This window comes from Vallitalea okinawensis, assembly GCF_002964605.1.
In the GTDB taxonomy this organism is placed as follows: domain Bacteria; phylum Bacillota; class Clostridia; order Lachnospirales; family PQDH01; genus Vallitalea_A; species Vallitalea_A okinawensis.
This window is the reverse complement of sequence record NZ_PQDH01000007.1, coordinates 89536-111619: the sequence shown is the minus strand read 5'-3', so window position 1 is coordinate 111619 and position 22084 is coordinate 89536. Positions and strand designations below refer to the sequence as shown.

Annotated in this window: 14 protein-coding genes; 9 read left to right on the top strand and 5 right to left on the bottom strand. The window is 33.7% G+C overall.

All coding sequences use genetic code 11. The features are described from left to right. A complete protein-coding gene (locus C1Y58_RS17945; protein WP_105617537.1) occupies nt 1-1743 on the top strand; it encodes a sensor histidine kinase in 1743 nt (580 codons plus the stop codon). Nucleotides 1744-1806: 63 nt separating this feature from the next. Here C1Y58_RS17945 and C1Y58_RS17940 read toward each other — a convergent pair whose 3' ends face one another. Further along, nucleotides 1807-3636, bottom strand: coding sequence for an alpha-glycosidase (locus C1Y58_RS17940; protein ID WP_207655777.1), 1830 nt, complete (start codon nt 3634-3636; stop codon nt 1807-1809). Nucleotides 3637-4000: 364 nt separating this feature from the next. Here C1Y58_RS17940 and C1Y58_RS17935 point away from each other — a divergent pair, with 364 nt between their 5' ends. The 5 genes from C1Y58_RS17935 (at nt 4001) to C1Y58_RS17915 (ending at nt 16084) form a co-directional block, all read left to right on the top strand. Next, nucleotides 4001-4702, top strand: a complete 702-nt coding sequence (locus C1Y58_RS17935) for an abortive infection system antitoxin AbiGi family protein (protein ID WP_105617535.1) — start codon at nt 4001-4003, stop codon at nt 4700-4702. Nucleotides 4703-4956: 254 nt separating this feature from the next. Further along, a complete protein-coding gene (locus tag C1Y58_RS17930) occupies nt 4957-10014 on the top strand; it encodes a hypothetical protein (RefSeq protein ID WP_105617534.1) in 5058 nt (1685 codons plus the stop codon). A 14-nt stretch (nt 10015-10028) separates the two neighbouring features. Further along, on the top strand, nt 10029-14429 hold the full coding sequence (locus tag C1Y58_RS17925) for a fibronectin type III domain-containing protein (protein ID WP_105617532.1): 4401 nt from the start codon (nt 10029-10031) through the stop codon (nt 14427-14429). Between the two features lie 11 nt (nt 14430-14440). Beyond that, the gene (locus C1Y58_RS17920) at nt 14441-15289 is read left to right on the top strand and encodes an S-layer homology domain-containing protein (protein WP_105617531.1); all 849 of its coding nucleotides are present in this window, start codon (nt 14441-14443) and stop codon (nt 15287-15289) included. 63 nt (nt 15290-15352) lie between these two features. Continuing rightward, nucleotides 15353-16084: a YwmB family TATA-box binding protein gene (locus C1Y58_RS17915; protein WP_105617529.1), complete on the top strand. Its 732-nt coding sequence runs from the start codon at nt 15353-15355 to the stop codon at nt 16082-16084. Between the two features lie 111 nt (nt 16085-16195). On the opposite strand, the gene C1Y58_RS17910 is transcribed toward C1Y58_RS17915, so the two are convergent. From C1Y58_RS17910 to C1Y58_RS17895, 4 genes are all read right to left on the bottom strand, one after another. Further along, nucleotides 16196-17572, bottom strand: coding sequence for an aminotransferase class V-fold PLP-dependent enzyme (locus tag C1Y58_RS17910; protein WP_105617528.1), 1377 nt, complete (start codon nt 17570-17572; stop codon nt 16196-16198). A gap of 282 nt (nt 17573-17854) precedes the next feature. After that, on the bottom strand, nt 17855-18226 hold the full coding sequence (locus C1Y58_RS17905) for a helix-turn-helix domain-containing protein (protein WP_105617527.1): 372 nt from the start codon (nt 18224-18226) through the stop codon (nt 17855-17857). A gap of 398 nt (nt 18227-18624) precedes the next feature. After that, nucleotides 18625-18981: a helix-turn-helix domain-containing protein gene (locus C1Y58_RS17900; protein WP_105617525.1), complete on the bottom strand. Its 357-nt coding sequence runs from the start codon at nt 18979-18981 to the stop codon at nt 18625-18627. Nucleotides 18982-19073: 92 nt separating this feature from the next. Further along, nucleotides 19074-19337, bottom strand: a complete 264-nt coding sequence (locus tag C1Y58_RS17895) for a hypothetical protein (RefSeq protein WP_105617523.1) — start codon at nt 19335-19337, stop codon at nt 19074-19076. Between the two features lie 228 nt (nt 19338-19565). Here C1Y58_RS17895 and C1Y58_RS17890 point away from each other — a divergent pair, with 228 nt between their 5' ends. From C1Y58_RS17890 to C1Y58_RS17880, 3 genes are all read left to right on the top strand, one after another. Then, entirely contained in the window at nt 19566-20057 is a 492-nt protein-coding gene (locus C1Y58_RS17890; protein ID WP_105617522.1) for a GNAT family N-acetyltransferase, read from the top strand. Nucleotides 20058-20161: 104 nt separating this feature from the next. Further along, nucleotides 20162-21145, top strand: a complete 984-nt coding sequence (locus C1Y58_RS17885; protein WP_105617520.1) for a Gfo/Idh/MocA family protein — start codon at nt 20162-20164, stop codon at nt 21143-21145. 41 nt (nt 21146-21186) lie between these two features. After that, the gene (locus C1Y58_RS17880; RefSeq protein ID WP_207655776.1) at nt 21187-22074 is read left to right on the top strand and encodes an AraC family transcriptional regulator; all 888 of its coding nucleotides are present in this window, start codon (nt 21187-21189) and stop codon (nt 22072-22074) included. Nucleotides 22075-22084 lie beyond the last annotated feature (10 nt).

Below are 22084 nucleotides of genomic sequence, written 5' to 3'. Positions count from 1 at the left end.
ATGAGAGGCAACTTCTTAAAAAAAATACGCGTGCAAATAGCTGCCTATTCATTAGGTGCTGGTCTTCTTACAATTCTCTTAATTGGGGTTATTCTTTACTTTAGTATATCTGGTATTGTTTTGAAGGAGTCATTAAATGCTACAGAGACTGCTATACAAAAAAGCAGTGATTATATTGATCTTTACTTAGAGCGACTAAAAGCATTATCATTCATATTAGCTAAGGATCCAGATACAATTAATTATTTTAAAATTTCTGAGGAGAATGAAGAGGCTGGTAAAAACATCATGGCAATGATAGAAACATCCATGGAAACGGACCCTTTCATCCAATCCATTATTATGGTAGGAAAAGATGGAAGAATCATGTCTAATGAAAAGAGTCTTCATATGTCTATGTCCAATGATATGATGAAAGAAAGCTGGTATGTAGCAGCTATTTATAATGAAATGCCTGTGTTAACATCGGCTAGGATGCAGAATTTTTCCATGGATAAAGAAAATTGGGTTATTTCACTTAGCCGAGAGATTAAGGATGAACAGGGAAGCAATATTGGTGTACTTCTTCTTGATATTCAGTATAAAGTAATAGAAGACTATCTTAATGATCTAGATCTTGGAAGGGATGGTTGTGCCTTTATTATCAATGATGAGGGACATGTAGTTTATCATAAAGACCCAGCCTATTTTACAGATATAAAATTGCAAGACGAGCTTATAGAATTAAGTACGATGGCGAAAGGTTATGATGTAGAAAATAAAATATTAGTTCAGCCGTACCATTTAAAGAATGCAGATTGGACACTGATAGGTGTTTCCTCCTTAGATAGTTTGGAAGATATTAAAAGGCAGTTAATTGAAACGTTGATTATCGTGAGCATATTGCTTCTTATAGGGGTGGCTTTTAGTGGTACATTTTTTGCAGGTCGTATCACTGATCCTATCAATAAGTTAGAAAAAGCAATGGTAGATATAGAAAAGGGACTTCAAAAAGTAGAAATCACAGAAAAAGGATGCTTTGAGGCTAGAAGCCTAGGGAACCACTTTAATAAAATGGTAGCGAGAATAGAAGAACTTATGGATGAGATTGCACATAAAGAAAGGTACTTACGTGAATATGAACTTAAAGTACTTCATAGCCAGATTAACCCTCATTTCTTATACAACACTTTAGATACCATTGTCTGGATGGCTGAATTCAATGACAGTGAGAAAGTCATTGCTATTACGAAGGCTTTAGCTCAATTTTTCAGATTATCATTAAGTGGCGGAAGTGAATTAACAACCATCCATAATGAATTTTTACATGTTAGTCAATACCTATTTATACAAAAAGAACGTTATGGAGAAAAACTTAATTACCAGCTTGATTATGAAGAGGATTTAGAAGAGGTTAAAATCCCTAAAATTATCCTGCAGCCTATAGTAGAAAATGCTATCTACCATGGTATAAGAGGATTAGAAAATGGTGGACAGATTACAGTCAACGCCATGAGAAAAGGACATAAGATAATTTTTACCATAGAGGATAATGGAGAAGGATTTAATCCTGGGAAAATGAATCAGAGTAAAGAAGATCAAGGTGTAAAACTAGGCGGTGTTGGTATAAAAAACGTTGATAAAAGAATTAAACTTTATTATGGTGAAGATTATGGGATTCAAGTAAATTCAGTGGTTGGTAAAGGAACGAAGGTAATTATCACTATTGGTGACAGGATTCTTGGTATCGATAGTATAACCTAAGAAATATTAAAAAAGACAAAAATGGGTAATCCATTTTTGTCTTTTTAGACTTGATTATAGTGACTATAATTTAATTATTTTAAAACCATAAGCTTCTAAAGTTAAAGATATATCTAGAGATAAATCCTTCCCATTATATAGGTCTTTAACTTTTTGATCAACTAATTCTTGCGGTAAAGTAATTGTATTCTTCTCAGAGTTATTGTTGATCAAGTAGTATACTTTTTCACCTTTATATTGTTTCATATACGTAATGACATTCTTTTTAGCATCTGTATCCATGATATGAAGGCTACCACGACATATAGCAGGATAGTCCTTGCGAAGTTGTAGTAAGGTTTGCATATGTTTGAATATCTTACGATCTTGCTTTTCTTTATCCCAAATCATGCATTTTCTACAGCCTGGGTCATGCTCACCATCTAAGCCGATTTCTGTTCCGTAATAAATACAAGGTGATCCCATTTGAGAAAGCTGAATCACATAGGCTAATTTAAAGGTGTCTTTATTATTTTTGCATTGTGTTAACAAGCGTGGTGTATCATGACTATCTAATAAATTGAACATGACTTCATTGATGTTTTCACTGTAACGATGCATTTGGTCAACAAGTCTATCACCAAATTCCTCAGCATCAATTTTACCCTTAGCTAAGAAGTTAATGATGGCGTTACCAAGAGGATAATTCATTACTGAGTCAAATTGATCGCCGCGTAACCAGGCGCTTGATTCATGCCACACTTCTCCTACAATATAAAGATCAGGGTTTACAGCTTTTACAGCTTTTCTAAAGTCTTTCCAAAAATCATGAGAAATTTCATTGGCTACATCTAAGCGCCAAGCATCAATATTGAATTCCTTTGCATAGTAAGTGGATACATCTAATAAATATTGTCTAACTTCAGGGTTCTCTGTATTGAATTTTGGCATAAAAGGTGTATACGCAAAAGTATCATATCCTAGATCTCTATAGTCACCTTCACCATGCGCTGGCAAGTTAAAAGGATCGATACCCTTAGGGAATAATGGGAAACGGTTAATATAGAACCAATCTTTATATTTAGATTGCTCACCATTTTTAAGAACATCTTGCCATGGTCCGAATGTCCAACCTGCATGATTATAAACAGCATCTAACATGACTTTAATGCCACGTTTATGTGCTTCTTCAATAAGCTTTTTGAGAACTTCTTTTGTACCAAAGCTAGGGTCGATTTCCATATAGTCAGTTGTATCATATTTATGATTACTTGGTGATACGAAAAGAGGTGTGAAATAGACACCAGTAACACCTAAGTCTTTAAGATAATCTAATTTATTAATGATACCTTCTAAATCTCCACCAAAGAAGTTATTTGGGGTTGGTTCGGTACTGCCCCAAGGAAGAGCTCCCTCAGGATCATTTTCTTTGTTACCGTTACAGAAACGTTCAGGAAAGATTTGATACCATACAGTATCTTTAACCCATTCAGGACCTTGGAAAATATCGACAGGGTTCATATAGGGAAAGGCAATGTATTCTGAAGTATCATCAGCTGATTGGCCATTTTCAACTTCATAGATACCATTATCGCCATAGAAGACGCAATCGGTTGCATTTTTGCATAAAAAACCGTAGCGTAGTCGCTTTCTCTCTGGTTGGATTGCTATAAACCAATAATCATAAAGTTGAGTTGTTCCTACTTTTTCCATGGGAATTTCATCTTTATCCCAGCGATTTTCTTTTTTACCATCGACTTCTTCTGTAACCCAGTTATAAGGATCGCCATAAGCTAAAAAGACTTGGTCACAATCATCTTTCTTTGTCCTCAGTTTAATGTGCATGGTATTTTCATCGTATGCATAGCAGTAACTACCCTTAGGCACATGATAAATTGCTTCTCTTGTAATCATCCTATTTCCTCCCTAGTTTTATTAGCGTTTATTGATGTTTTATGGACTTACATATAGTATATAACGTATTGCTTAATATTAAAATCCTTCTGCAACATTTTTTTATAGTGTAAGAAAGTACTGCGTTTTGCTCGCAAGGTACCATACTTTCTTGCACATACTTGAAACGTGACGCTAGTCACTTTTCTTGTTTTTAGAGATACATATGATCTACCTATTCTCAATGTTATAATAATTTATGAAATTAGTCAACCGGTTGCATGAAAAATATATTAGAATACATAAATTACATGTAAACACAGATAATACATAGCAATAGTCGATAAGGAGTTATAATCATAGTTATGTTGAAAGGATAGATGGGATGGGGAGAATAAGTGCTGGATCAGTTTTTCACTTTACAGATAGCTTTGAGAAACTTAGAGATATTATAGAGAATAACTGCTTTAAACCACGATGCGTCATTGAAAAAAGGAAGCAAGAGGAAATAGCTATTCCTATGGTATGCTTTTGTGATTTACCTCTATCGCAAATGGGGGAACACATAAAGAAATACGGCAATTATGGAGTAGGTTTAAGAAAGGAGTGGGCTGCTAAGCAAAGTATTTCACCGGTTATGTATGAAGCAATTAATCCATCCAAAGAAAATGCATTTGATGTTGTACTAAAGAAAGCTAATAACATTGGTGATGAGACACTATTAGAGCGCATGAAGTATTTCAGTTGGTACATTAAAAGTTATGATGGTTATGATACAACTAAGGATTTTGTTCAATTTTACAATGAAAGGGAGTGGCGCTACATACCGCCATATGAAGCGTTATGTGAGGCAAGCTATTTCCCTAGCATATTTTCTAAGAACCTAAAGGAAATTCAAAGCCAGTTTAATCATAACCAAAGTAAGAATTTTAACTTAACATTTCAGCTGGAGGATATCACTTATTTTTTTATTTCTTATGAATGGGAACTAGAAAGCCTAGCATCTATAATGACATTAGATAAAGATCAAGAAATGTCCTTATTATCACGTGTTATTTGGACCAAGGATTTACTTGAAGATTTTTAACCGAGAAGTTAAGAAAAGCCTCAATATAGCCGATATATTAGTTGACTTATATTATAGTATTAAATCGCGTACTATTGACTAAGAATTAATTTTACAACCAAGGAAAACATATAGAACTCGGTTGTTAGCTGTTTTATCAATTAAGTTCAATATGTTTAATATACAATAGGAAAACTAAATGGAAAGAAGAGCAATGCCTGTTTAAATATGTGGAATAGGGATTGCTTTTAGTGATGTATGTAGGAGGAATGATGATGGTGTCTAGAAATTTAAGGACAAGAGTAATGGCATTAATAGTTTGTCTCAGTCTTATGATGCAGATGGTTAATATGCATACAATGAAAGTTCAAGCAGCAAGTGAGATTGACTACCGTTGGCAGCAAGGTTCTGGCTTAACCAATAGGTTAGAAATTCAATCAGAAACTCAAGATGATAAAGCTTTATTCTATTGGGACTTTGAAGAAACAGGTGACTACATACTGGATTACTTTCTAAAAGATAATAGTAAAGTAGAAGTAACTGTTAAGAAAAAAGATGATAATACTTTGGATCTATATTATAGAGTCTATCAATATGATGGAAGTGATTGGAATAATATAACCCATAACATATCCTCTGATTATCAAGAGGTAGATTATAAGACCACACCTGTGAACTTTCTATTAGAAGATGCTTCCCCGAATCTTGTTGATGTAACATCTGGTTTGCCCTTTGTGACTACGGGATCATCAGTAACTTTGACAACTGAAGATCCTGCTGTTCTTTTTGAAGATATTACAAAAGGATCTTTATATCCAGGTGCAACCTTTAAAATGAATAGTAAAACTGTACATTTTATGTGGGAAGATACAAATGATCGTTTTTATTTTCAAACGGATGGTATTGAGCCTGGTAAAGTAACTCCATTTATATTGTCCTATACAAGTAATGATAGTACAACTAAAGGACCTTACATCATAGAAGTTTTAACTAAATTAGATGGATTTGCAATTAAACCAACTCATTATTATGTTGATGGTGGTATTAATAATAAAACCATTCTTGAAGATGTAGATACTGCAGCAGGCATGCAACCAGGAGCTAGTCCTGGTTTCGATCTTACTTTTAATCATCCAATGATTTGGAATTATTCAACCAATCAATATGAAGAAGATTCTACACTCTTTGATTCAAACAACATTGTAGGGAATTTTTATATTTCAGAATATGGCTCTGATGGTATATCTACCTCCTTATCTATAGATCTGAATAAAGATGATGCCCTTAATCCATTTTATAATGTGGACGGACTTCATACATATACAACTAAGCTAGTGGCGGATAGTACTGTAGCAGATGTTTCATCTAGTGATGAGTATGTTTACTGGAGTGACTTGAAGTCAAGTACAATCTATGAGGTTGAGGTTTATATTAAAAAGGTTGATGGTGCTGACGAAGAAAATAATTTTGACAGATCGCCGTTTGACTATGATGGTGATGGTAATGATGAGACTCCTAATGTTCAATTTATGACTTACATCCCCGATGGAGGTTATGCATATACCTATTTGGAATATGTGATTAAGCGTGAGAGTATAGATGAAGCTTACCTAGAAGTAACGCCTTATCAAGGGATAGAGGATGATGTGATTAAATATGATGTGTACATTTCACCTGAAAAAGCTTGGTTGATTGATGGGGAGGAAATTGATACAGAGAAATGGTTGACTTATACACATGAGATTGGAACAGACCCTTATGAAGGTAAACTCTATATACCCGTTAAGTTTGAAGGTGGAAGTGGGCTTTACTATAAGATAAAGATATCCTTTGATGGACAAGAAAATTCTCGTAAGCTATACACACAATTACTCCATTACACTTCACAGCCTGATGAACTGGTTCCGCCATCGATAACAAAGATAGAAGACATCTCCGATATAAAAGTTTTGCCTTCAGAAACAGGATCAGTGGAGGACCCACCTGCTCAGATTACGATAGATGTAACATGGAAAGCACCAGAAGAAGAGTTACTCATGGAGTTACTTGGTACTGGCGATTTGTATTATGAGTTATTAATTAATGAAGAACCAAAGAATGGAACGGGATCTAAATCTTTTGATATTATAAAAGTATTTAAAGTGAGTATTAATGGAAGTGGAGATGTTGAGGTAACCGAAGAGTCAGGTACTTCTTCAGGAAGTAATGAGCATTATTATGTTAATGGTTATAATGATGATAACAACACTTTTAGAGTAGATGATGTTGTATTCAAATCAGAAGAAACCGATCCAGATGAAGGATGGATGAAGGTATATGATGTTAGCAGCGATGAACAGATTGAAGCAGGTACATATACCCCGGTTTTAAGAGCTGGTGATATCGAGTATGATGGTATTAAAGAATTACCTAATGTAAACTTCTTAAGAATGCGAACAGTCTATATGCGCAATACGGATACTGATGCTGATTATGAAGATGGTTCTTATAGTAATTTATCCATAGCAAAAGGATTAAGTTTATCACATACAGAAGTGGGCGTACCTAGTGTAACGAATATTCAACACGAAAACATTATGACAGGTACTAGTAATATTAAGTTTGAATTGGGATGGGATATAGCTGATATTCGTAATTTCGAGGAATACATGTTAAAGCCTGTTGGTAAAGCAGCACAGGATGTGTACTATGAAGTTTACATATCACAAAATAAGGATAGTCTTGAACATGTAAATCTAGGAGACTATGAAACAGATAATGGAACAAGTACATTTAGTCAATATGTGGACGCATCCTCCGCTATACCATCTGTAGATTTAAGTGCTCAATTAGATAATTTACGTAATGATGAAGTTGTATCAATTAAAGTGAAAAGTGATAAGGATGAATATTTAGGGACAGAAAAGTTCTATATTGAAGGGGTAGACAGTAACCAAGTTTATCATATAGAAATAGTGACTCGTATTGAAGTGGATACTGATGATATTCGACGTTCGACAGTTTCACCAATATTAAGTTTTACAACTCTTAATATTGATGGACCTGTTCAGATTATGCCTTTGGTTCCTGAAGATTTTAGCGTTATAGAAATTCTTAGTTCTTCAACTATTAAATTAGGTTGGGTCATTAACATGGAGGAAGTAGAACCTGATGAAACCATTGGTTATGAAATAGTGCGAGTTGAGGGCAAGACCCTAAACGATTCTTTTTCAGCAACTACGCCGCAAGAGGAAATCATTGAGAGTGGTGTCAATGCTACTAATGGAGAAGAGAGCATAGTTGGATGGCGGATTGTCGATGCTGATGGTAATGGTTATACCATGGATATCTATAATCCCAAAATACATGCATGGGAATCTGTAACCAATAACCACGATGTTACCTTAGGTAACGTTACAATGATTGATGACATGCTGGAACCAAATGAAGTCTATTATTACTACTTAAGAGCTGTAAGGGTAGAAAAAGATACTGATGGCGATACCAATTTAGAGGTTAATATAGATAGAAATAAACCAGCTTCAGAGTGGACAGCTTTAACTTATACATCAGAACCATTAAAGGCACCTATCAACTTAACTCAGGATTACTATAAATACAGTTATGACGAATATTATGAAGCGATTATTTATTTTGATGTAGCTATTCCAGAAGCTGGTATAGCTGCCTATGTTCCTGAAATTTATATTTACAGCCAAGATGATGCCAATTATAATGATCAGTATCATTTCTTGGAGGATTTTGTATTATTAGGGGACTCAGCAACGGACGATACCATCCAAGCACCAGAAGGTTATGTACGTTATTACTATGAAATCCAGGAACTTACACCAGGGAAAAATTACAGTGTAAAAGTACGAGTTAGAACCAATGAAGATGATCCCAACTACTCATCTTACTCTGATAGAATCACTATCCGTACAGAATTTGATGAAGATACTTATGAACGTGAACACCTTCTGAATTATTATATGGAGTATTATGATCTAAAGACAGATGAACTTTACCGAACAATTTATTGGATTGCTGAAGATACAGATGAAATATTAAATATCAAATATAGACAATATGAGGCTATTGATGAACTACGAGCGACAGCAGGTAACGAATATAGTATTGATGTTTCTGATCATGAAGAACTATTAATTTATCTACCGCATCCATTGATCAATACTATGGAAGAGGATGATATAGGATTTACTATTAAATCAGATGATTTATCGGTGACTCTAAACTCAGAAACTCTCAGGAAATCTAAAGTCGATGAATTTGAGTACATGATCGAAGAAGTTGACGATTCATCGGGCCTACACGATTATTTTATTAAAATAGAGTTGGATCTAAGAGATTATAATAGTAATATTAATGGACAAAAAACTGTTAGTGATTTGATGAAACTAAATATTGAATTAGTTGCTAGTGATAGTAATGAATTAAATTTAGAGGAGAAAATTTTTGGCAAATTGGAGTCACTTATATACTCTAATCGGACGTCAGTTGAACAGAAACTAATAGTAGAACTAGATAAGCTATCCTATGATGAAGAAGAACTACTAGAAATTGTTGATGAGGAAGTTGAAGATATTAGAAACAACCATGGAGCTTATGTTAAAAATGAAATTGAAACAGTAACTTATAAAAATCCTACAGAAACTCTTTACGAAGTCTACGAGCCTATTACGATATCTCTTAATAAAAATGATAACAGTGCAATAGGGCTTTACAAAAGAAATAATTCAAATTGGATAAAACTTGATACAACCAGTAATGCATTTGAGATCTATAGTGATGTTGAAACCACTGGAGAATATATATTTGCGGGCTTTACTCAAGAAGAGCTAATAGACGATTCGGCAAAAAATGCCGACCAAATAAATGATTTACTAATCAAGTACAGTTTGACAGATTTCTTTACAATAGCTGATTTGAGTGATGTGAGCCAAGAGATTACTAAATACAATTTTATTTATTCAATGGCACGTGTACTAGGAGCGCCTGAAGATGCAAATGCTGTAGAGTGGTTAGAGGAACAGGGAATTGAAGGCGTTACAAACAAACATATACAAGACAGTATAGCTAATGGTGATGCTTATTACTTGATGGTTCAGTGCTATGCATATAAAGGGGATATGGACTTAGAGTCTGTAAGAATAAGTAATCGATTTGCTATAAAAGATATTGATGAGACGCAACCTGATTATAAAGATACATTATTAAGAGGTGCTGAATTGGGAGTTATTGAACTGGATCGAGGTTATATGAAGCCAGATGAAAGTATGTCCATTGAAGACTATCTTAATGCATTAATAAAAATAGAGTACAGGTCTTGGTAGAGAGGTGAGATTTCATGAAATATAAACGACTGATAGCTAGCATGTTAACCACCATTATGCTAGTCATGTTAAATCCTTTAGGTGTTTCTGCAAATATACAATTACCTATTGAGAGCTTAAGTGCTACAGATGTATCGGCAGATAAAGGATACCATCCAATAACAGGAAATGCAATGATATCTCCAAAGGTTACCTTGGCATGGGAGGATCCCGAACCATGGGATCCAGGAACACCTGGTGGAGGAGCAAATGAACAAGCACATGAACCAGAGCGTTATTTGATTGAGGTCAATGATACATCATCATCAGGAAGTAGTACAATACCTTTTCCATATGATAGTACTGATTCCAGCGAAAAACAGTACACTATCAGTAATTTAGAAACGGGTACGTTATACGAATTTCAGGTTATACCTGAACATTCGCATATTAACTTAGCTGGGGATGAAGTACCCGTTCGTCCAAGTTATAATGAAACCATTTATGTGATGACGGACTTAGCTGTTGAATTAGAAGCAACGGACAGTAATATTGATGTTAAATTTGATGACGTTGCAGAAAGTAATGTAACATATCGTATTACCTATGCGCAGGTAGACTATCAGGATGGAGATCCTAGGAGTAAATTTGAAAACAGTGCTAAGAAGTATCAAATAGATGTCACAGAGGGGCAAACAACCCAGGATACAGAAAGTGGAAAATTAGTGTATACGCTTTCTGAAAACATAGAACCGGGTAAGCCTTATGCCATTACTGTAGAACCCATTGTTGATTTAGGAACAAAGGCTGTCGTTTACAATACACAACCCAATATTTACCCAATCCATACGACTATCTATTTTGAAGCTTTAGATGACGGTGAATATATTCGGTTTGAGTGGGATATTAGTGAGAGTTTTAAAATTAATGATGGTAAGCACGAGTTGGTTAAGACCAGTATCTATGAATTTGTTGATGGTGCAACAGAAGGTCAAATAATTGTAGAATTCCCAGGCCAAAATGGTGCAGAAGTAGATTATTATAAAATTCTTCAAAAGCAAGGCATTAACTTAGAATATCAATTAGTATTGGAATACGATGGTTATGATGACTTGGTTAAATCAGAGAAAGTTTTATTTGTACCTAATCAAACAGTTATAGAACCTACTAAACCTATTATACCAGAACCTTACCCAAAAAGTGTTGATGAATACCTAAAAGACTTCTTATCAGATTCGAATCTGATACAAGGGGATGTAGGGGCTATTCTAGAAGACTATATGAATATTGATGGGCTTTCAGCTGAAGATGCTGTCGAACGCTTACTACGTGAAAACTATTTAATTGATGGGGATACTTATGAAGCGGAGAGTATAAGCGCCCTCTATGATGAAAATAGAACTTTTCATATTATAGATAATGAAGATAAAATTAATTTTACTTGGTCAGCCTTTCGTTACAGGGATTTTGATACAACATCGCCAACGTATGGACAGACTATTACAGACTTTAATGTTTACTATGATATATGGGTAACTGATGATTTGAATGCACTGGCAACTGCTGATAAGTTAATAGAAGACAAGTTATACAGTTCAAACTTAGAAGAAGAGCTGCAAATAAAGAATACGGATGATACTGTATTAGGCTTTTCATATATTTTAGACCAGTATTATGATGCAGAAGCAGCAGAAATGAGGGATATTGTCCCAGGTCAAATTTATTACATACAAGTATTAGCTAAAAAGAAGTATGGTCAAGAATTTATCCTATCTGATCCTGCATTAACCTCCATTTACTTTAGTTATGATGGTGATGCCTTTGCACCACCAACCATGTCCAATCCTCCACTAGAGGTAATTGACGTAACGACTACGACAACAAAGCTTCAATGGTATGAAGAGTGGTATGAAATATTGTCGTCAAAACCAGAAGACGCTAATGACCCCAATACTCAAATAACAGCTTGGAGTCATGAGGTTTGGGTAGATAGTAATGGAGATGTTTACGAAGATCCAGTTACTGGTGGTCAGTATTTTGAATTGTTGACCCAAGATGATGTAGCTGAGCTAAGAGATTATATAGGTATAACAGAGTTTGATGATAATTTTATTTCACGTAAAGTTGATATGGGAGAAGACCCTTATGGGGTTTCTGATGTGAAGTATGATCTTTTAAAATTAGATTATGAAGATGTTGAAAAAGAATTAAAAATTATTCGTGAAACTAGTCCAGACTATACCTTAGACCAATACGTTAAAGATCTAATGGAGAAAGAAGCAAGTGGGCAGGTTGAACTAGACTGGCAAAACATTGATGTAGTCAGAGACCCTGCCGATACAAATGTTATTTCTTATGAGCAGACAGGGTTGCAGCCAAATGAAATCTATCTCTTTTTGCTTAAGCCCTATCGAGAAATGGCCAATGGTGATATTTTAATGAGTTATTATCCAGCAACTGCTGTCGTTAAAACTTTAGAAACCGATGAACCGCTCACCCCCAAACCAACTGTTCCTTACCTAGAAGTAACAAGTGGTTATAGTGACGTTGAAATGAAATTAATTTGGGACTATAATGATGCTTTTGACTATAGCATTCGATATGGTACTGAAGAAGAGTTCACCAAATCAAAAGAATTTGAATGGGATATCACGAATGATTATGATGAGGGAAGTATTCCATCATTCATTGATGATTATAGTACAGTAGTTGATGATTTATTTCCTGATACCACTTATTATTTCTGGATTCAAGCCACATCAAAAGCAAATGGGGAATCCTCCAGTTGGAGCTCACCTGTAATGGGTAAAACAACTGATTTAGATGCTCCAGATCCTCCTCGAGGTGTGGGAATGGGGTCCTATTTAAAAATTACTGAGCACGATATTGATGAGCCTATAGGTAAGGATTATATTACTGTAGAATGGGTGTTAGATTCTGATGATACTTATGGAAAAGAAGATGAAGGTACGCAGAATAAAGTTGAAAAGAAGTTTTCTTATCTATTAGAAGTATCCGATAATCCACTGTTCTTAGATGCCATAAGGGCTGAAATAACAGATGAAAGCATAGGTGGTACACAAGGACAAGTTAAGATACTGGATAAAAATCTAGTCCTTGTAGAAAACCTTATAGCTAATCGAATTTACTATATCAGAATGAAAACAAAAGTTACAATTACCATGTCTGAAATTAGTAAGGAAATTGTTAAAGAATCCTATAAATATTCACCTACAATTTTCCTAGTTACTTCAATAACAGGTGAAGAGTATGATGGGATGGTAGACCCAAGTAAAGAAATTCTACCTGATGATGATTTTGAATTAATCTACGATAAAGATAAAAATCAACTTGAATATCGTTTTCGTTCAGATGATGATGATGATAATAACGTGGATCAACGTTTAATTACCGAGCTGATTAGTAATCATAGTGAAAATTATGAAGTTGATATTCGTAAATATAAAAAAGAACCTATTGATTCATGGGTAATAACGATACCGGACACGATCATGCAGGCTTTTCAAGAGCAACAGGTAGCGTTGATGATCAATACAGGTAATATGCTTCTTGAGCTACCTTATGATACATTTAATAATGTTGCATCCAATGATTTTTATCAATATGGTAGTGAACCAATTGTGACAATGACTATCGATAAAGTATCAGAAAGCAAGCAAGGAAACAATATACCTGAAGGTGTAGATGATACATTGTCAGATACTTATGATATGAATATTAATGTTACAAATGAGATGACCAGTTATAATATTGTGTATACCTCAGAAGCTTTTGATGTTAAGTTAAGACCCAACAGTCGATATGAGTTTACTGAAAAAGAAGCTGATGCATACGTCTATAATCCTGAAACCAGCAAATGGACACGAGCCAATGGTTACTTAGAAAAAGATGCAGGTCTTGTTGTTTTTGAGACAGAAGTAGTTGGTAGCTATGGATTATTTACCAATGAGGATACAGTTAAAAATGTTAGCCATTGGAGTGAGACTTATCGAAAAGAAGTATTAAAAGACTATAATATAACAGGTTATGAAGATAACTATGATCCTAATGAAGCAGTACAAGTTGAAGAAATAGCTAATCTAGTATTAGGCATAGTTAATGGTCAGAAAGATATTCAACTTGATCAAAACTTATATGATGAAGAAATGACACAACTCATTCGAGCTGGAATTGTTTCAAATAATATTTCTTTAAATGATACCATTACTCATTATGAGGCAACGGAAATCTTAGTAAAAACCTATGAGTTACTAGAAGGTCAGCAGCTTTATGCTAACCCTTCATTATCAGAACGAGACCAAATAATGGCTAAAGCTTATGACATTGAGCTCATCAGTGAAAAAGAATTAGAAAATCCTAATGAAGCTTTAACTTATGGGAATTTATTCTATATGCTCAATGCATTTATTGATTAGAGGTGATAAACATGAAGAATGTCTATAGATTAATAAGCAGCATTTTAGTATTTATGTTTACAGTTACCGTTGCTAGTGCTGAAGCACGTGTTGTATACGAAATGGAACCTATATCAGACCAAAAAGCTAATGTGCAGCTAAAGTGGTCTGAGGCAAAGGATGAAAACATCAAAATTCAGGGATTTGAGGTTATTGACGATGATATGGCAGTTATTTTCTATGACACAGGTGTAGGGGATGATAGTGTTGCTGAAATCTCTCTTCTTCTTGATGAGATTCAATTTCCTATTAACATTATGTTGATGCAGGGCGACGATGACCAACCATTTTCGGATGTTAATGGAGAAAGTGAAAGTAAAGATGCTATACTAAACTTATACTATCAAGGGATCGTTAATGGGTACCCAGAAGGCACCTTTAAACCTGCCAATTCAGTAACAAGAGAAGAATTTGCTGTTATGTTAGCAAAAGTTGCAGGTTTAGAAATTGAAGTGGGTTTAACTTCTGGTTTTTCAGATGTGAGCAGTGATAGATGGTCAGCACCTTACATTATTGCTTTAGCTAATAAAGGAATTGTTTCAGGAAAAGACGGTAATAATTTTGTACCAGAGGATAGAGTGACGATTGGTGAAGTAGCAGCTATGATCGACCGTACATTTATATTCTATGAGGCAAAAGATAAAGCTAGTATGAATACTGGGGGTAAGCATTGGGCTGATGACAATATGCAAAGTTTATATGAAGCAGATTTGATTCAATATAGTGATGCTTTTTATAATGAGCCTAATCGAAATGCCACGCGTGAAGATTGTGCTATTCTCTTGAACCGAGGAATTTTATCTTTGAAAGATGTAAAGTAATAAGTTGATAATATAACGTATAAATTTTTGGCAGACTGGCAATGATTTTAATGGGTGATAAATATGAAGAAGAAACCAATCATTGCTAGTTTGCTTTTTATTTTCTTACTGTTTCTTGGTTTTCAGCTGATTACATATGCGACAGATGAAAGAAATATGATTGACTGTTATGAGGATGTAGAATTTCAGCTTGAAAGGGCGGAAGCAAATATTTGGATTAAGTTAAATGAGGATACTGAAAACTATTATGGCTATACAGCAGATAAAATGTGTATGATGATTGCGGAGCAATTAGGACTTGAGCAACCTTATCAGTTTAACTTCATTGATTCAAAAAACAGTACCATTTGTACAATCACAAAAGAGGCCAAAAGTGTTACAACTGAAATTCAAGTACAAAAATTTAGTAATGGCAATTACTATGCAATTATTAATTATCATATCTTTGATCAATTTGAAGCTGTAGAAAGTTTAATGAAGAAATCTGAAGATGTATTAAGAGCTTTTGGCGGAGAGCCAGTCTCCAATCATACATTAGTAGGTTATTCCCCAGGAAATTTATTAGAGAATAAGTCAGATCTATTTAAGCAAATAGAAAGTTATATGGATATGAGAGTGGTTGATGAATTAGATTCTCATGAGTTTTATAATGCCTATGGCTATTCACGCCACATTAACAAATTTATCATCTTTTCAGGAAAAAAAGTTAATATTGATGTAGCCATAACTTATGACGATGTTAGAGATCAAACGTTGCTTTATATGGGAACTCCTATAATAAATATCGAATATTAATTTAAGGAAAATAGAAAAAGTAAAAGGGATCATGTTAAATGATAAACCTCTTACTTTTTTTTAGTGTAAGAAAGTACTGCGATTTGCTTTAAAAGAACCATACTTTCTTGTTTAATCCCCATCCTTTAGAGGATTAAATGTTCGAGATGATATACTATCCATAAGATGTTCATACTTTTCTAAATAATAGGATCTATGTGTAATTAATTCTTCTAGGGCATTGATCATGTCATCAATCTCGTCAATGGTATTATAGAGACCGAAGCTCATCCTTACCATACCTGGATGAGGTTTATTTGGATTTTTTATATGATTCATTATTTCATTTGTTGTTACATGAAGTAACTTCTGAACATATGGTTGGGCACAAAAGCATCCATTCCTTACGGCAATACCGCATTCCAAGGATAAATAATTAGCTACAATATCGTGTGGGATACCTTTAATATTAAAGGTAATAATACTTACTTTATTTTCTGATTGAATATAGTCCCCGTAGATTTCTATATCTTCTAGTTTGATTAATCTCTTAAGAGCGTATTGTGTCAAGTAGCGTTCATAATCTTCAATCTTTTTCATACCAATCTTTTTGAGAGTTTTGATAGCAGCGTCTAAAGCGATTACACCCATCAGATTTGGAGTTCCTGCTTCATCCTTATGTGGAGGATCATCCCAAAGAACAATATCTTTTGTCACAATTTTGACAGTTCCGCCACCTTTAAGGTCAGGACTACCCTTTTCAAAGTAATTTCTTGGTCCAATTAATACACCAGAACCAAAAGGCGCATACATTTTATGAGCAGAAAAAACGAGAAAATCAATGTGCTCTATATCTGAATGACTTTTCATGTTTACTTCAGCATGCGGAACAAGTTGAGCTCCATCTACTAGTAACTTAGCACCATAACGATGGGTTAAATCAGCAATTTCATTAATGGGGTTGATATGACCTGTAACATTACTGGCACCGGTTATTGTAACCAATTTAACTCGACCACTGTAGCATTTTAGTTTCATCTCAAGATCTTCTAAAGATAAGCGACCTAACTCATCAATGGCAATGTAGTCAATATGATAATTTTCACGCCAAGGTAGATCATTAGAATGGTGCTCCATTAAAGTGGATAGAATAACACAATCTGAGCATTGCTCATAAAGTCGATAGGACAGTTTATTAAGAGCTTCAGTTGTATTTTTAACAAAGATAATGGCGTCTAGATCTGGATCAGCACCAACAAATTCACCAATTGTTTTTCTAGCTTGTTCGTAACGAACTGATGATATGACAGATTTATACCCTGCCCCCCTATGGATGGAGGAATACCATGGTGAGAAATTGTTGACAGCATTCATAACGCTTTTGAACGGAGGGGTTGTTGCTGCATTATCAAAATTTATAGCTCTTACACTCTGGCCTGAAATTAGGGGAATTGAGGTATTAACTCCCACAATTAAATTTCTTAAGGTATTAACTTTATTTCTAATCATGATGAGCTCCTACAAGTGTGATTGGTATAGTATATGAAAAAAGTGACTTGAAAGAAAGTTGGCTTACTTTCTAAACAGAACCTTTAATGAATACTAAGAATATTTTCGAAAGAAAAAACTTCTAAAGGAAGAAGTAGCGGAACTTTTCTATATGATACAGGTGGAGCAAAAAGCTCCACCTGATACCTATAACTGCATAAGTAATATGTATATATTAATTAATAATATGTATTTGCTGAAAGTATGTACTAATATTCTGTAAAAAGAATTTGTTGATTTAATCTAAGATTTTTTTGCGTTTTGATACAGAATAAATTCAATGTATTCATGGATTTTAAGAATTTCATCATCACTAGCTTCACAAGCAGCCAACAATAAATTTTGCAATACACTGCGGTTCTGAAGTTCTTTTAATAGTTCTAAAAATCTTGGTTCATAAACATATTCGTAATTGCTTAAACGTGTTCGACCTAATAAGTAGTCAACAGAAACATTATAATAATCTGCAAATGTATTCAGTGTTTCATAGTCGGGTGTTCTTTTACCAGTTTCATATTGATTATATCGCGCATTTGACATATTAAATATATTTGCTATTTCTTTTTGAGTCAACGATCTTTGAATACGTAGTTCCTTCAACCTTTTATTCAACATTTTAACACCTCTTGTCTAGTTTATCACTAACAAATTGGCTTTATCAATTAAGTTAACGATAAGTTAACTTTAGTGATTGACATTAACAAATTGTTAGTTTATAATGATAACTGGAAAGCACATCAAGTAAATAACTAGTAAATCTCTAATTATTACATCCATTTAGGCCATTTTACCTGATTTCCTATTATTTATACTGTTATGTAAGGATTCATGAACCTTATGGAACATATAATGTTACCGAATAGGAAAGCTGGCAAAGCTAATTAGAGGTGAGTAAAAGGAAAAGTACATATTAAAAGCTTAGGATAAGTACACATAATTAACCTGTAAACATGATACGGCAAAGTAAAAGGAGATAGATGATCATCTATCTCCTTTTACTTTGTTCATTAACTTTATCCTAATTTTTTAAACTTTATCTGGTTGTAGGCTTCAGTCAATTCATCATCAGTGGCGATAAGGGCAATATCTAATAGTTTGTTTAAAAGAGGGCGTTCTTTCAATTGTTGATATAATATAAGTAACTTTTCATCATATGGATCATCTGAGTATTTGATATGTGTACGATCTAATAAATAATCCATTGTAACATGGTATAAATCTGCTACTTCAACTAATTGATTAAAGCTTAGTTGTAGTTCATTGGATTCATATTGAGCATATGCTTTACACCTTATCCCTAACAAGTCAGCAACTTCTTGTTGGGTTTTTTTATGCTCCATACGCAGGTGCTTAAGTTGTTCACCGATCATAATATCACCTTTCTTGAGCTAAATCACTAGTATGGTGTAGTAAATTTCAATACATTACATGTAAAAATGATCTAGCGAAGTATCGATTCCTGCTATACTTTGAATAATGACCATTTCATCGTATCTTTATGGTATCTAATCTCACAAATCTTTTGTATATTACTCATCTGAATAAGACAGGTATATTTATAAATAGGTTTCCCAAGTATTTTGTCTTCATCTATGGTTAGAATTTTATCTATATTGTAAGTGTGTCGTTCATCACTATCTTCTGTAATTCGAAATTTAAACGGATATATAGATCCGTCATCTTTTGTCCAAGTAATGACATCAATTGATCTGTTGATAACTTTCATGATCTTCACCTTCCATAGTATTATTATATACAAACACATGTTCGTTATCAACAATTTCTTTTAATTTTACTAAAAATAATAATAAAAATTTTATGGGAGTTGCTGAACTATATATTCTAATTATTATTATATACAATAAAAGTTTGAAAATCTACGGACAAATTAAAGGTTTTTTTGTAAAATAAAGTTGTGATATAATTGAGCAAAGACTATTGGGAGGAATAAGGAATGGAGTCAATTACAAAAGAATTTAATCTTCGATTTGCTAATGAAAAAGATGTGCCATTAATACTAGGGTTTATAAAAGAACTTGCAGAATACGAGAAACTTTTAGATGAAGTAGTTGCAACTGAGGAAATATTATATGATTCTTTATTTGTAAAAAAAGCAGCTGAAGTTATTATAGGTGAATACAAAGGTAAGCCAGTAAGTTTTGCTTTATTTTTTCATAATTTTTCAACTTTTTTAGGAAAGCCAGGGATTTATCTTGAGGACCTATATGTAAAACCAGAGATGAGAGGAAAGGGCATAGGTAAAGAGATGCTTTCCTATCTGGCGCGTCTAGCCAAAGAACGTGATTGTGGTCGCCTAGAGTGGTGGTGTTTAAATTGGAACACTTCTTCGGTTGAATTCTATTATGGTATTGGTGCGGAAGCTATGGATGAATGGACAGTATTCAGGGTTTGTGATGATGCGTTAGATGAATTAGCCAATCATTAAGATAGTATTATTTTAAGACTAGCTTAATGAAGTTATTAATAAAATGCATTTCATTCTCAGCACCCATGAGGTATAATTAGAAAAAAGAAAGGAAGGAATCTGTTATGAAAATGAAAATAGGTGTACTTGGGGTTTCGGGCCACTTTTTTCTTAGATGTTGTTTACCACTTCAGCATTCCAATCAAATAGAAGTTTATGCCATAGCGTCTAGAAATAAAGAGAAAGCAAAAAAAGCAAGCAAAGAATGGAATATCCCTGTATTTTATGATTCATACGATCAGCTTCTTCAAGATAAAAAAATTGAAGCTGTATATATTCCACTACCTAATCATATGCATGCTGAATGGATTAAAAAATGTGCAGATGCAGGGAAACATATTATTTGTGAAAAACCACTAGCCTTAGACGCTGATGAAGCTAAAGTAGTTGCTGCATATGTCAAGGAAAGAAATGTAAAGTTAATGGAAGCCTTTATGTATCGGTTTCATCCTAAATGGAATAGAGCAAAGGAAATTGTTAAAACTGGTGGGATTGGGCGAGTAACTGCTATTCATTCAATTTTTACATATAATAATAAGGATTCAAAAAATATCCGAAATATTAAAGCCTATGGAGGCGGTGCTCTTTATGATATAGGATGTTATGCCATCTCTACAGCCAGATATCTATTAGATGAGGAACCTAGGAAAGTAATAGCGTTAGCAGAAGAAGACCAAGAATTTAGTACAGATGTACTTACTTCAGGTATTCTTGATTTTGGTACTGCTAGGTGTCTATTCACAGTGGGGACACAGACTTCTAATCAACAAGAGGTTACCATATATGGTACAGGTGGAAAGATAACTGTCACTATACCTTTTAATGATTTTCCTGATGTTAAGGGAAATATTATTGTTGAAACAGGGCTAGGCAAAAGAAAGGTTGAATTTGATCCAGTAGACCAATATCGATTAGAATTTGAAGCCTTTGCTTCCGCAATTAAGAATGATAGTAATGTTCCTATAACACCTGAGGAAAGTATTAAGAATATACACGTAATGGATGCAGTCAGAGAATCTTATGAAACTGGGAAATGGATTAAGTTGTAAGATTAAAATAATGAAGAAAAAATCTTAATGGAGGAGTTATGGTGCATGACATTGCAAAGGCATCACGAAAGTTATCTCAGCTTGATTTAAAATTCAAAATGGATTCTTTTGATATTGAAATGTATTGGTTTAGGGTAATGGCTATTGAAAATGATTGGAAAATAGGTAGACATACCCATTCTACTTATGAGTTTCATTTTGTAGCTGAAGGTGAATCTATAGTTAGAACAGATCAACATGAATTTACAATTAAAAAAAATCAATTCTATATAACAAGACCTGGTGAATATCATGAGCAACTCAATATTGATGGCAAAAAATATGTTGAGTACAGTATGAATTGTGCCATAACCCTTAATAATGACACAGATATTGAACAAACTATTGTGAATGAAAGACTTAAAAAAGCTGTCTGTAAACCCTTTGATGATAATAATGGTATACTTGATTTATTTGAAAAAGTACTTATTTGTGCTTATGAGGAGAAGATAGGTTTTTATAGTGCTATAAAGCATTATATTCTCTTGATTCTTTTATCAACAGTTCAAGTTATCAATGAAGATATGACCATTAGTTATAAAGTTCCTCTAAAACATAAAAAGGGTGATTATCGATTTAAACAGATTAAGCAGTATGTGGAAGATAATGTTCATAGTCCAATTATCACAAAGGATATAGCTACATTTATGTATCTAAGCGATAAACAAGTTAGCCGCATTATAAAAAAAGAAACGGGTATTTCTACGAAACAATATATTAATAAGATTAAATTAAAGAGAGCTAAAGAGTTACTCAAAAATTCAGATCAGTCCATTAAAGAAATATCCGAGATGTTAGGTTTTTCAAGTGAATATTATTTTAATCAATTTTTCAAGCGAGAAGAAGGATACCCACCAGGAGTATTCCGAATAAATACTGTAGATGTCTAAAAAACTTAAA